We start from the raw sequence: 12,712 nt of genomic DNA, 5'->3' as shown, positions 1-12,712 counted from the left end.
TCGAGGTGGTCGTCTCTGACTGGTCCGGCGATTCGTCGTTTTGCGTTCCGCCGCACCCTGCCATCACCACGGCCATGGCTCCGAGAAGTCCGACCGCCCTCCTCCGTACCGAGTTCGCGTTCATCCGATCAGTATCGACAATTCTGCCGAGGCACAATGATCGTTTGACTGGAACCGTCTTCTGCTAATTTGCTGCGCGGCCGGTGTAGTCGCGTCCGATCACCCGGCTCCGGAACGGCTCGGGCTGATCCTCTGCTGCCGGACCCTCCATCAGCTTGCGACCCAGCACCGCCGGCGAGACCTTGAGCGGATCGCCGATGATGGCCGTGGTGTTGGTCGCATTGGTCAGGTAGCCGGCGGGCGTGTGGCCCTTGCGGTCGGAATTCTGATTCGCACCCGATGCGCCCGCCATGCCGCCCATCGGCATCGCGCCTGCTCGACCTGCCTGGGCCCCGCCCGACGACGACGACGGCGACGTCCCTCCTACACCCGATCCCGCAGGCCCAGCTCCCGCGGATCCGGCTCCGAACGCTCCTGCGCCCGCGCCACCGCCACTCGGTCCGCCTCCTGGCCCCCCGCCCAAGCCGGCTGCCCCACCGATTCCCGCCAACGTGCCGGCGCCGCCGAGGCGGGATGCCGCAGCACCCGCCGCCGCGGCCCCGCCGCCACCCACCAGGCCCGCGGCACTGCCGAAGCCACGATCACGCTCACGGTTGGACCTGCCGGCCCCGCGAATACCCGGGATTCCGCCTCCTCCGGCACCCGACTGTCTGCCACCAGCCGTCGTGGAAGGGACGAATGGCGCACCGGCAGCGGTCGTCGACGCATTCACGCCGCCGCCCGATGCCCCCTGTCCCGCAGGAGCAGCAACCGCCCCAGCGCCATCGACAGCGCCCCCTCGAGAAGCCAGCAACGCTTGCTCGGTAGTCGGATTCGTCGGGGCAACGGGCGAGCTCGTCGTCGTCGGGCCAGCCCCGGCACCTCCGGAAGTCCCGCCGCCACCAGCCACACCCACGTCAGCACCCGCACCACCGCCGGCCGCCGCTGCAAGTGCGGCAGCACTCGGCGTCCCCGCCGTGGCCGGGCGGATGACACCGTCGTTGTTCCAGATGCGGCCCATGTCGATGCCGTTCGGCCCGCCAAGCGCTGTCCCCGAAACGACGCGGTAAGCGGTGGTGAAGTCCATATCGTCGAGGTTGGCATCCATCACGGCTGGGCTGTACTCGTGATTGACGATCGCCCGGGCCTGTTCTTCGGCCTCCTGGCGTCTCCTGATCTCGTTTATGGCGGAGGCGTTGACATTGCCGGAGAACGACGTTCCGGACCCGCTTTGCTCCGCAACTGCCATCGCTTGCTCACTGACCCGGATGCGGGTGGTTTCCTGGCCTTCATATGCCCGCTGGGCTTTGTCCGCGACCTGGTTCAGTTCCGTCGAGAGTGAGAGCGCCGATTCGACGAGCTTGCTCTTTGAGTCCAAGGCGCTCACAACGAACTCGCCCTGCCAGGCGGAGCCGAGCACGCCGCCGAGCTCATTCTTGAGTGTCACTGCAGCTTCCGCGAGGTCGCGCGCCACATCAGCGGCCCTTTGACGGATTTCCAGATACTGCCCGGGCTGCAGGCCCTCTGCGCTACTCGCGATCCATTCGAGCGACTCGTTCGAAACATCTTCCGGTCCCACCCGGCCGTAGGCGCCCATAACGCATTGATCGCCAAGGCTGAAGACGTCGGATTCGCCGGCATTGATCAGCCCCAGGCTCTGCAGCCCCGCCGGCTCCTCGGTCGCCTTCGACAGGGCGGCAGCCAAGGCTTCATCCTGGGCTTCGATTAGGCCGCCGGCCGCCTTGAAGAGGAACGACATAGCTTCGCCTTGAGCTGCAAACCCATTAAGCAGAGTTTGAAGATCATGCCCGACAAAAAGCGAGTAGACCGCTCCCAGTTGGCGAGCAGTTCGAAACGAACCCCCGCCATAATCCTGCTCCGATACTGCGTAATTGTGAGCTAATTGTTGGAGTTTTAGGGAAAATTCCATACTCGCCGCAAAGCAACTTTCGGCGGCGCCTGCGTCAAGAACAACTGTCACTTAAATTCTCCTTGCGGGTAGTGAGCCATGATCGGTGGAATCGCCTGTTCTAGGGCCCCGCACGGCTCAGTCGGCCGCTCTCCCCTGAACTCTCGAAAGAAGTCGAGCAAGTCCAGTCGCAACCAGATTGTTCCTCGCTCAGTGAAAAATAGTTGTATACACGAGCGTTCGGTCACAGCTGTGTTATCGACCAGCCGCATACCCGTTCTGCCATCTACGTTATTTTCCAAATCTAATATCTTTAATGACCGGTCTTTAATGTATTCATATCGCGGTTTCCAAGTAGCCAAGACGCTGATCTCAGCTTGATCTGTAGCCCATCCGCAAGCCATTAATTCGCCGGGTCGATTCCGCTCGTACAAATTCACCTTCTCAACCGGCCCACCGAGACCCTGTTCCACAGCCTCCACCGGGAGCTCGGTACACGGATCGAATAAGGCCGGCCTCTGCTCGAGTGGAAGATCCCACGGATTGACGGGCTCGGCGGTAGCGGAACTCGTCGTCGTCGAACCCTCTACGCCGCCGCCCGACGCGCACCCGGTCAGCACCATCCCAGCCGCGATCAGCGCGGCCCCTACAGCTCTACTTTTCCCCACATCATGTACGACGTGCCGGCAGCAGCGCGCGGTTCCACTTTGTCCAAACTTTTCCAAGCCCTGACGGAACATGCAGTTCAGAGCTCGGCAAGGCATACGGTCGGGGCATCCACACGGGTAAGGATGACATCTCGCGGCGTCAAAGTGGTGGGCCACCAAATCGTCCCGCACGACCCAGCCAGAGTGCGCAGCGCAGCTCGAACCGTATTGGTCGCGACGGGCGCGGCGCCGCAACGTAACTTCGCCAAGCGGTCGCCATCGCTCCAGAAGTGTCGCTGATCTGCATCGACCGGTTCGTGTCGTACCCAGATGATCTAATCGAACGCATGAGCGACACCGGAAGCGGGACCACAGCCAGCGGGGAGCTGACCACCGTGCTGTCCGCCTTGGATGTGCACCTACAGCACGAGTGGGAGGAGGCGTCGGCCGCAGAGCTGCACGCCGAACTGGTCGCGCTCGAGCAGGCCCAGCGCCGCATCCGCGCCACCCAGGCCCGCGTGGTGGCTGCCGCACGCACCGCCGGAACAGCCCGCCAAATGGGGTTCATCAACGACCGTCAGATGCTCACCGGTGGGCTGGGACTGTCCCCCAGTGATGCGCGCGGCCGACTCGACGACTCGTCCATCGCCGACACCGCCCGCATGCGCGCCACCGCCGCCGGCACCCTATCCGCCGGGCACCTGCGCATCATCAGCACCGCGCTGGCCGCGCTGCCGGACGACTACGACGACGAGGTTCGCGCCCACCTGGAGGAGCAGCTAATCGCTCTCGCCGCCGACCAGTGCACGACCCGCCGCCTGCAGGAGCATGCGCATCGACTACTGGATCAGTTAGATCCGGGGCGGACCGAGCGCGGCGCCGACGAGCGCGCACGCCGTCGTTCAGTCACCTGCGGCGGCCAGGGGCTGGATCTGATGGCCCGCGCGTCCATGACAATGGATCCCCAGCTCGCGGCACTGATGCGCGAGGTTCACGCCCGCTGGGGCCAGCCGGGCAGACTGTGGCCCGACCCCGACACCTCCGACGACCGGACCGACGGCCAACGCATGCACGACGCGATGGTCCACGCCCTCACTCTGGCCCTGTCAGCCGACCCCGCCAAGACCGGCGCAGCGGCGATCGTCATCCGTATGGATCTCGACCAGTTAGCGACCCTGGCCGGCTGCGGCCACACCGACACCGGCCTGCGTGTCCCCGTCCCGCAAGCCCTGGCAATGGCGCGCGGCAACCACTGGTTCCTCGCTCTGTGCGACGAGGAAATGCAGCTGCGCCTCTTCCGCAGCCGCCGAACCGCATCCCGCTACCAGCGCCTGGCCCTGTTCGCCGCCTACGGAGGCTGCACGCACCCCGACTGCGACCAAGACGCCCGCCACTGCCAAGCCCACCACGCAGGGAAACCCTGGGCCGCAGGAGGCAACACCAACATCAACGAACTCGCCCTCGTCAGCGCCGACTGCCACGCCATGATCCACTCCACAGGCTGGACCACGATGCCCGATCCGGCCGCACCCCAAGGCGTGAGATGGATCCCGCCCGAGAACACGCCCCGCTCCGCCGCACCACCAGCACCTAAACCCGGGCCACCGCCTCCTGCGCCAATGGAAGCACCGATCCTGCCCTTCGCACTGCTAACAGACCTCGACCACGCCCTCACTCACGCACTGCAGACAGCATGAACACATACTTTGAGCTGCGATCAGATGGGGAGCGTCGTGTCCGAGATGGCGAAGTCGCGCAGCCAGTACACAAACTCAGCCCAGGCCCCGGTGAGCAGGAGCACTCCCACGATGATCAGCATGATGCCGCCGAAGATCTGGATGCGACGCGTATTCCTCTGCAGCCAGCCCACGGTGCGCATGGCCCAGGTGGAGCCAAAGGCCACGATGACAAACGGCAGTCCGAGGCCCAGGCAGTAGGCCACGATCAGCAGGACGCCGCGGGCGGCGTCGACCCCGGTGCCGGCGGCCACCGACAGGGCCGCCGCGAGGGTCGGTCCAAGGCACGGGGTCCAGCCGAGAGCAAACACTGCGCCGAGCAGTGGCGCGCCCACCCAGGTCGACAGGGCCTTGGGCTGCATACGGGTGTCTCGCTGAAGAGTGGGAACGAGGCCGATAAAGACCAGCCCCATCACGATGGTCACCACGCCGCCGAGCCGCTGCAGCAACTGCTCCTGAGGGGCCAGGTACTGCACAGTTCCCAGCACCATGGCACTGAGCAACACAAACACCACGGTGAAGCCGCCCACGAAGAGCAGCGAGGCGCCCACCACCCGAACCCGCGAAGAGCGCCGGGTGCGGCGCTCCTCCATGGTCAGCGTGGCACTCGCTGCACGCTGCTTCTCCGCGGCGGCCGCGGTGGCCGGAGGCCGCTCGGCTCCCACGACGCTGGCGAGGTACGCCAGGTAACCGGGCACCAGCGGGATCACGCACGGCGAGGCAAAAGAAACGAGACCGGCGAGCACGCAGGCGCCCAGTGCCAGCAGGATCGGCCCACTGGAGACCGTCTGCTGGAAGGTCTCCCCGATGCCCTGGCCGAGCAGGATCACCTCGGGGTTCACACCGGTTCGACCTCCTCGGCGAGGATCTCGGAGACGGTGTCGCTCAGCTTGTCGTCGGTGATCTCCGCCAGGTACACGGCGGCGACCCGGTGCTGCTTATCGAGAATGATCGTCGCCGGCACCACGGACGTCGGGAACCCACGCAGTGCGGCCACGGCGGCGTTGCTGGGGTCCCAGATCGAGGGGAACGTGATGCCGTTGTCCTTGACAAAGTCGACGGGCTTCTGCCGATTGGGGTCGCGCAGGTTGATGCCGAACACGGTCGCGCCCTGCGGTTCGAACTTCTCCTGCAGGCGCTGCAGGTCGTCGGACTCGGAGCGGCACGGCCCGCACCACTGTCCCCACAGGTTGAGCACGACCACCTGCCCGGCAAAGTCTTCCTGCACGTTGAGGGTGGTATCGGGGTCGAGGAGGTCTGGACCCTTGAGCGTGGCGACGGGCTTGCGATCGGCGGGCTCGTAGTGGATCTCGATCTGTCCATCGGGGCTGACGAACTCGAACGTCTCAGGGCCCACCACCACAGCGTCCGCACCGGTCGCGCAGCCCCCGGCGGCGAGGGCGCCGGCGAGCAGGAGCGCGCCGATGGCTGCCTTGGTCTTGCGCATGCTTCAGGCTCCAGTCTGAGACGGGTCGGAGGCACCCGCCGGTTCCGAATAGACGATGTCACGAAGCGTAGTGCCCTCAAAAACAAGCGAGGTGATGGAGGCCAGCGAGCACTGACGCTTACGCGGGTCGTGCCACAGCCGCCGGCCCTCGAGGAACCGGCGTGTGGTGTAAACGGGGAGCTGGTGACTTACCAGCACGGCTTCGTGACCGCGGGCGGTGTCGAGGGTGGAGTACACGGCGCCGATCATCCGGTGGGCGATCTGCAGGTACGGCTCGCCCCAGGACGGTCGCATCGGGTTGAGCAGAATCGGCCAGTATTGCGGGTCGCGCAGTGCGCCGCCGCGTCCGCCGACCTTGTGTCCCTCGAAGCGGTTGTCGGCCTCGATGATGTCGGCATCGATCCCCACCGGCAGGCCGAGCGCCTCGGCGAGTGGCGCCGCGGTCTCCTGCGCACGCTGCAGCGGCGAGGCGACTATCGACACGATGTCGTGGCCGGCCCCCAGGACACGGCCCACGGTCTCGGCCTGGCTGCGGCCCAGTTCGGACAGGCGGAATCCGGGCAGTCGGCCGTAGAGCACGCCCTCGGGGTTGTGCACTTCGCCGTGTCGCACCAGATGCACGATCGTCTGCGTCTCGTTGCCGCGAGCCGAGGCATCGCGCGGGGTCCCCGACGACGACGAAGCCGGCTCACCGGGAGCAGCGATCGTGCCCGGGTCCGCCCCGTACGCCGCGGACCCCTCGGGCTGCGGCGGGACCGGAGCCTCCGCGCGGGCAGCGGTGGACGCGGACCCGCCCAGCGACGGCGGGGCGTCGGCGGGGGCGGGATGCTCTCCCCGAAGGGGGATCGGCAGTGAGGTGGGGCCCGTCGACGGGACGGCGAGCTTGCCCCGCAGTCCGCGCTTGTTATTGCTCATCGGGCCGTCTCCGGGTTGGTCGCTGCGGCTGCGGCTTCGGCTGCCACCGGAAGGGCATCGGCGATGTGCTGGAAATCGTCGTCGGTCAGGGCGGTCGAGACGAACCAGGTCTCAAACGCGCTCGGCGGGGCGTAGATCCCACGGTCGAGCAGGGTGTTGAAGAACGGCGCGTAGCGGAAGGACTCGGCGGCCTTGGCTCCGGCGTAGTCGACCACCTGGTCTTCGGTGAAGAAGGTGCTGAGCATGGTGCCTGCCCGCTGAATGGTGTGGGCGACGCCGGCGGCCTGCAGTGCGTTGCTGATCAGCGCCTCGAGCCGGTCGGCGTTGGTCTGCAGGGTGTAGTAGCAGGCGTGGTCGGCCAGTCGCAGGGACGTGAGCCCGGCGGCCACGGCCACGGGGTTCCCGGACAGGGTTCCCGCCTGGTAGACGGGGCCCACGGGCGCGAGGTGGGCCATCACGTCGGCGCGTCCTCCGAAGGCCGCGGCGGGCAGACCACCGGACATGACCTTGCCGAAGGTGGTCAGGTCGCCGGCCACGCCGTCGATGCCCCACCAGCCGCGGTCGCCGGCACGGAAGCCGGTCATGACCTCGTCCATGATCAGCAGCGCGCCGTTGTCGGAGCAGAGGTTTCGCAGCTCCTCGTTGAAGCCGGGCAGCGGCGGGACCGTACCCATGTTGCCGGCGGCGGCCTCGGTGATCACGCAGGCGATCTCGTCGCCGTGGTTCGCGAACACCAGTCGCGCGGCCTCGACGTCGTTGTACGGCAGCACGATCGTGTCGTGGGCGCTGGCGCCCGTCACGCCGGGCGAGTCCGGCAGAGAGAAGGTCGCAACCCCGGAGCCAGCATCGGCCAGGAGCGCGTCCACGTGGCCGTGGTAGCAACCGGAGAACTTGACCACCTTGGCGCGGCCGGTGAAGCCGCGGGCCAGGCGCACGGCGCTCATGGTGGCCTCGGTACCGGAGTTCACCAGTCGGACCTGCTCAACGGAGGTGCGGGCGATGATCTCGCGAGCCAGGTCGACCTCGCCCTCGGTGGGGGTTCCGAAGCTGAGGCCGCGGGTGGCGGCGTTGCGGACGGCGTCCACGATCTCGGGGTGGGCGTGCCCGTGGATCATCGGCCCCCAGGAGCTGACGAGGTCGATGTAGCTGTTGCCGTCGACGTCCGTCATGCGCGAACCCCGCGCTTCACGCATGAAGCGCGGGGTTCCGCCGACGGAGTTGAACGCACGGACCGGAGAGTTGACTCCGCCGGGGATCAGCTCGCGGGCCTCGGCGAAGAGCTCGGCCGATCGGGTGGTGCCGGACATGCCGGACGGGGTCTGGAGGGCATCACTCGAAGACGTCACCCCACAAGTGTCTCAAAGACCGCGCCCGAATACCCCCTCGCGGTGTCAGGCCTGCGGCGAGGCTGCCACACCCGGGGGCGTGAACAGCGCCTTGGCTGCTGCGTCGATCGGTGCGGCGAAGTCGTGGAACGCCTTCTCCGCCTGCTGCTGCAGCTCCTGCGGGGTGGGCAGTGGCGCCAGGACCGGTGCCGGGTTGGCGGCGGGCGCGGGTGCGGCTCCGGTGTCGCGGTGGGTGCCGTACCAGTCGTCCGCCCCGGCCACCGGGGCGGACATGCCCTGCTGCTGGGCGGCGATGCGCTCGGCCTGACCCCAGCGGGGCAGCGGCTCGGGCGACGGCTTGCCCTGGACGTGACCCGGCGCGGCCTCGCCTGTCTCAAGGAAACTCATCACGAGATCGTCGACGGCCTCGTTGCCGGAACGGAACGTGCCGTGGTCTCCACCGCCGACGGTCACCAGGACGCCGTCCATGGCCTCGGCCACGCGGTGTGCGCCGGCGATGGGGGTGACGGCGTCGTCCTCGGAGTGCAGGACGAGAGGCTTCTCCGCGAGCGCGTCACCGTTGGGACCGATGGTGCGGGCGACGGGCTGCCAGCCCACGCAGTCGTCGCCGGCGGCCTCCGCGGCGGCGCGGGTGGTGAGGCGGTTGCCTCCGGTGTACTTGTCGGCCTTCGCGGCCAACACGCCGAGCTGGCTGGACGGGTCGGCCGTCTCGTTGCAGGTGACAATGGCGTTCATCTCGATGTCCGTGCGGTACACGGGCGAGCGGTTCTCCTGCGCGGCGAGCATCAAGCCCACGGTCTCGTAGTCCACGCGGGCGATGTCGCCGCCGTCGTTGTAGTACTTCAGCATGTGCGCGAGCATCGGCCAGGCCTGCTCGGAGTAGGTGGCGCCGACGGTGGTGTCGTAGAGCCCGGTGGTGGCGTTGTTGGTCAGCCCCTGCAGAGCTGCGGCGCGGGCAAACCCCTCGACCCGGGCGCGTCCGGGGGCGGTCCCGTTCACCACGTCGATCGCGGGCTGCTCGAGAGCGGTGCCCCGCAGTTCGACGGGCAGGTCTCGGGCCTCAGCCGGCGGCGGGGTGAGGTTGGCGGGGCCGCCGACCTCCTGGTCGGTGACCCACTTCCAGGAGTGGAACACCTTCAGCGGGGTGTCGCCCAAGCCGTAGTAGTCGTCACGGTCGGCGATCCAGCCGAAGATGTCGTTGATCCGACGCTCCTGGGCCAGGGCCCCCTGCTCCGCCTGCTTCGACCAGCGCCAGTCGGGGTGGGTGTTCGAGTCCAGCACCATGCGCCCGGTGTGCTCGGGGAACAGGGTGGCGTAATCGGTGCCGATCGCGGTGCCGTAGGAGACTCCCACGTAGTCGATCTCAGCCAGCTCGAGGGCTTCGCGGACGGCGTTCGTGTCGCGGGCGGCGTTCTCGGTAGTCATGGACTTCATGTACGCGGCATTGGTGCCGTAGCAGGCGTCGTGCAGCGGGTTCTCGGAGTTCGGGCCGACGTAGTCGACGTTGCACACCATGGGGTTGGAGCCGAAGAGTCCACGTGGCTGCACAGCCACCAGATCATGGTTCTCGTACAGGCCGCGTGGGCTGGTGCCTTCAAAGGCCGGGGTCCAGAAGTTCAGGGCGTAGTTACCGGGGCCACCGGGATTGCCGAACACGGCCGACCGGGACTTGCCGCTGGAGGCCTTGATGCGGGTGAGCGCCACCTGGGTCTTGTCGCCGTCGGGGTCGCCGTAGTCGACGGGAACCTCGACGGTCCCGCACTCGAGTCCGGCCGGGATGTACTCGGCCTCGACTCCGAGCATCGCGGTGCAATCCTGCCATTCGACGGGGGCGGCCGCGGCCACTCCCGTTCCCAGAAGTGCGATCGCTCCCACGACCGCGGTGGTGCCAACGAAAGTGCTAGACGGCTGCACCGATCCCCGATTCCATGTGATGTAGGTGTCTTTCCGGCGAAGCGGACGCATCGACCCCCGAATTTAACGGTTGCCACATGCGTCCGAACCGTCATAAATGTAGCCTGTGGCGCGCGCCACGCGGAATCCAGATGGACACACTCAGCGAACCGTCATCCGATCGTTACCCAGACGGGGTGCTTATCGAGAAAAGCGCAGGCAGAAGTAGATATATCAGCCGTCGTCGTAGGTTCGTCGCTTAAGGATCGCGAGCGTTGTCAGGACCATCGCCAGACCCGCCAACACGGTCGCGGACAGCAGCAACCACGTCGTCGTCACGGTCCGCTCGATGAGGCCGTCGACGGGTGGGTCGACTTGCGGTGCGGGGACGGCCACCACATCCCGCGAAAGCCACCAGAGAACCACCGCGAGCACGGCTGCGACGGCGGCCAAGATCGCGTGCCGTCGGGCACTCACGCGGGATCGTCCGCGTCGCCGTCGCGGTCCGGCCCTTCGCCGTCGCCAACTAGGTCATCGAGTGCGGCGTGCAGAACCCGCGGGCGGCGGCACCAGGCCCGCACCTCGCCACCGGTGTCCAGTCGCAGGCCCACGGAGCCTCGACGGCGGGGCACCTCCCGCAGTTCGCCGAGGGTGCGCGCGGTCTCCCACGAGGCCTCGCTGCCGTCGTCGGTGTACAGCGGCAGTACCTGCTCGATGTGCTCGAGTTCGAGTTCCTCGGTGCCCTGCACGTACACGGTGGGCGTGAGCCGGACGCGTCCGTGCACGCGCGTGGCAGCGATCATCACGCCGTGGCACAGCGCCGTGGCCAGCGCGCAGACGAGCAGCATGAGCCAGTGCACGGGAGCACCGGTCGCCAGCTCGAACACTGCGGCGGCCACGCAGAGCGCCGGGGCGGCGAGGATCCAGATCCAGCTCCAGCCGTCCTCGGAGTACAGGATCGGCCCCTCCGGTTCCACGCCCGGCAGCGCGGATGCGGGTTCACTCGCCGGCACGGGCGCCGCCGTTCGGGCTCGTGTATTTCATGGCCTCGGCGGTGTGCTGTCGCCAAACGGCCGTGGCCGCGCAGAGGCCGGCCAGGATCTGCAGCGAGAAGACAATAAAGCTGACGACATCACCGCGCTCCCCCGCCACCGAGACGCCGGAGAAGACGCCGATCAGCACCGACACCCCGTCCACCACGAGGAAGATCGCCACGATGTCGAGCATCGTGCGTGCCCAGCCCTTACCGGCGCGCAGACGAAAAGCGAGCCAGACGGTGACCGCGGCGGCGATCACCGCGAACACCGCTCCGAGCACCATAGCGACGGAGAACATGTCTTCGACCTTGATGGCGGGGTTGCCGGCGGAATCGACCGCGTCGCGGAACGCGTCACGTGTGGTGACGGGCAGGTCGGCGAAACTCGCGGTGAACGCGTTGAGCAGCATGCCGATCATCGCGAGTCCGGCGGCGGCCAACCACAGCACCCAGGCGGTGTGGATCTCCTCGGGAGGCGGCGCGGCGGGCTCGTTCTTGGGCGGGGGCGGGGCGTTCTGGTGCCCGCCGCCGGGTGGCACCGGCTGGGGGCCGTGCGGTCCCCCGGGCCCGGCTCCCACAGGCGCCGCTCCCACGCCGTCTGTCCCGGTCTCCGCCGGCGGGCGCCAAGGGCCGGGGCGGCTCATCGTGCGCCCCACCCGTCGGAGAGGAGGCGAGCGGCATGAAGGGCCCAGTAGGTCAGGACGATGTCGGCGCCGGCGCGGCGGATGGAGGTGAGGGACTCCATGACGGCGGGGTCGTGGTCGATCCACCCGCGTTCGGCGGCGGCGGAGATCATGGCGTACTCACCGGAGACCTGATAGGCCGCTACCGGCACGTCGGAGATCTCGGCGGTCTGCCGGAGGACGTCGAGGTAGGACATGGCGGGCTTGACCATGACCATGTCGGCGCCCTCGTCCAGGTCGAGCCGCACCTCACGAAGGGATTCGCGCAGGTTGGCGGGATCCTGCTGATAGGTCCGACGATCACCGCGCAGGGAGGAGCCGACGGCCTCGCGGAAGGGACCGAAGAAGGCGCTGGCGTACTTGGCGCTGTAGGCCAGCACTGCCACGTCCTGGTAGTCGCCGGAATCCAGGGCCTGCCGGATGGCCGCGATCTGGCCGTCCATCATCCCGCTGGGGCTCACCACGTGGGCGCCGGCCGCGGCCTGGGCAAGCGCCAGCTCGTTGTAGGCGGCGAGGGTGGCGTCGTTGTCGACGATCTGTTCGCCGCGCGGGTCGGTGCCGAGCACGCCGCAGTGGCCGTGATCGGTGAACTCGTCGAGGCAGGTGTCGGCCATGATCACCAGATCGTCGCCGACCTCCGCACGCACGGCCGCGAGGGCACGGTTGAGGATCCCGTCGGGGTCCGCGCCGCAGCTCCCGGTGGCGTCCTTGTGGGCGTCGAGCGGGACGCCGAACAGCATGATCCCGCCCAGCCCCGCCTCGGCCGCGGCAAACGCTTCCCGGCGCAGGGAGTCAACCGTGTGTTGGACAACGCCGGGCAGGGAGGAGATCGGCTTGGGCTCATCGAGCCCGTCGGCCACGAAGGCCGGCAGCACGAGCTGCCGGGCCTGGAGAGACGTCTCCGCCACGAGCCGGCGCATGGCCGGCGTATTCCGCAGACGGCGCGGGCGGACGACTGGCACGACGGGATTTTTCGGCAACTCGGTCACGTTCCTCACTCT

The 12,712-nt window shown here is 68.0% G+C and carries 12 protein-coding genes; 1 reads left to right on the top strand and 11 read right to left on the bottom strand.

Annotated elements, in window-relative coordinates; translation table 11 throughout:
* Positions 1-184 precede the first annotated feature (184 nt).
* Positions 185-2,080, bottom strand: a complete 1,896-nt coding sequence (locus ON04_RS07330; RefSeq protein WP_141564678.1) for a hypothetical protein — start codon at positions 2,078-2,080, stop codon at positions 185-187.
* On the bottom strand, positions 2,077-2,631 hold the full coding sequence (locus ON04_RS17335; RefSeq protein WP_420795331.1) for a DUF3558 family protein: 555 nt from the start codon (positions 2,629-2,631) through the stop codon (positions 2,077-2,079). The genes ON04_RS07330 and ON04_RS17335 overlap by 4 nt, the downstream gene beginning before the upstream one ends.
* A 371-nt stretch (positions 2,632-3,002) precedes the next feature.
* Between ON04_RS17335 and ON04_RS07325 the strand changes: the two genes are divergently transcribed.
* On the top strand, positions 3,003-4,352 hold the full coding sequence (locus tag ON04_RS07325; protein WP_033444159.1) for an HNH endonuclease signature motif containing protein: 1,350 nt from the start codon (positions 3,003-3,005) through the stop codon (positions 4,350-4,352).
* Positions 4,353-4,372: 20 nt separating this feature from the next.
* Here ON04_RS07325 and ON04_RS07320 read toward each other — a convergent pair whose 3' ends face one another.
* From ON04_RS07320 to hemB, 9 genes are all read right to left on the bottom strand, one after another.
* Positions 4,373-5,233 (bottom strand): cytochrome c biogenesis CcdA family protein, encoded by an 861-nt coding sequence (locus tag ON04_RS07320; protein ID WP_010540951.1) that lies wholly within the window; start codon positions 5,231-5,233, stop codon positions 4,373-4,375.
* Entirely contained in the window at positions 5,230-5,838 is a 609-nt protein-coding gene (locus tag ON04_RS07315; RefSeq protein WP_010540950.1) for a TlpA disulfide reductase family protein, read from the bottom strand. The genes ON04_RS07320 and ON04_RS07315 overlap by 4 nt, the downstream gene beginning before the upstream one ends.
* Positions 5,839-5,841: 3 nt before the next feature.
* The gene (locus ON04_RS07310) at positions 5,842-6,753 is read right to left on the bottom strand and encodes a histidine phosphatase family protein (RefSeq protein WP_010540949.1); all 912 of its coding nucleotides are present in this window, start codon (positions 6,751-6,753) and stop codon (positions 5,842-5,844) included.
* Positions 6,750-8,060, bottom strand: a complete 1,311-nt coding sequence (gene hemL / locus ON04_RS07305; protein WP_010540948.1) for a glutamate-1-semialdehyde 2,1-aminomutase — start codon at positions 8,058-8,060, stop codon at positions 6,750-6,752. The genes ON04_RS07310 and hemL overlap by 4 nt, the downstream gene beginning before the upstream one ends.
* 84 nt (positions 8,061-8,144) lie before the next feature.
* Positions 8,145-9,974 carry an alpha/beta fold hydrolase gene (locus tag ON04_RS07300; protein WP_238529259.1) on the bottom strand — a complete coding sequence of 610 codons (1,830 nt, stop codon included), beginning with the start codon at positions 9,972-9,974 and terminating at the stop codon, positions 8,145-8,147.
* Positions 9,975-10,226: 252 nt separating this feature from the next.
* Complete coding sequence (locus ON04_RS07295; RefSeq protein WP_010540946.1) at positions 10,227-10,469, bottom strand: hypothetical protein; 243 nt, start codon at positions 10,467-10,469, stop codon at positions 10,227-10,229.
* Complete coding sequence (locus ON04_RS07290) at positions 10,466-11,005, bottom strand: hypothetical protein (RefSeq protein ID WP_010540945.1); 540 nt, start codon at positions 11,003-11,005, stop codon at positions 10,466-10,468. Before ON04_RS07290 ends, ON04_RS07295 begins: the two co-directional genes overlap by 4 nt.
* Positions 10,992-11,621: a hypothetical protein gene (locus ON04_RS07285; RefSeq protein ID WP_238529258.1), complete on the bottom strand. Its 630-nt coding sequence runs from the start codon at positions 11,619-11,621 to the stop codon at positions 10,992-10,994. Before ON04_RS07285 ends, ON04_RS07290 begins: the two co-directional genes overlap by 14 nt.
* Before the next feature lie 47 nt (positions 11,622-11,668).
* Positions 11,669-12,700, bottom strand: a complete 1,032-nt coding sequence (gene hemB / locus ON04_RS07280; RefSeq protein WP_029457983.1) for a porphobilinogen synthase — start codon at positions 12,698-12,700, stop codon at positions 11,669-11,671.
* Between the last annotated feature and the right edge of the window lie 12 nt (positions 12,701-12,712).

Source organism: Dietzia alimentaria 72, from assembly GCF_000226215.1.
GTDB classification, from domain to species: Bacteria; Actinomycetota; Actinomycetes; order Mycobacteriales; family Mycobacteriaceae; genus Dietzia; species Dietzia alimentaria.
Note: the sequence above shows the minus strand (reverse complement) of the source record. Positions and strands in the feature narration are given on the sequence as shown.

Coding starts and splice junctions, on each gene's coding strand:
- ON04_RS17335 (WP_420795331.1), bottom strand. CDS start 2,631: ATGGTGCTGACCGGGTGCGCGTCGGGCGGCGGCGTAGAGGGTTCGACG.
- ON04_RS07325 (WP_033444159.1), top strand. CDS start 3,003: ATGAGCGACACCGGAAGCGGGACCACAGCCAGCGGGGAGCTGACCACC.
- ON04_RS07315 (WP_010540950.1), bottom strand. CDS start 5,838: ATGCGCAAGACCAAGGCAGCCATCGGCGCGCTCCTGCTCGCCGGCGCC.
- ON04_RS07310 (WP_010540949.1), bottom strand. CDS start 6,753: ATGAGCAATAACAAGCGCGGACTGCGGGGCAAGCTCGCCGTCCCGTCG.
- hemL (WP_010540948.1), bottom strand. CDS start 8,060: ATGTCCGGCACCACCCGATCGGCCGAGCTCTTCGCCGAGGCCCGCGAG.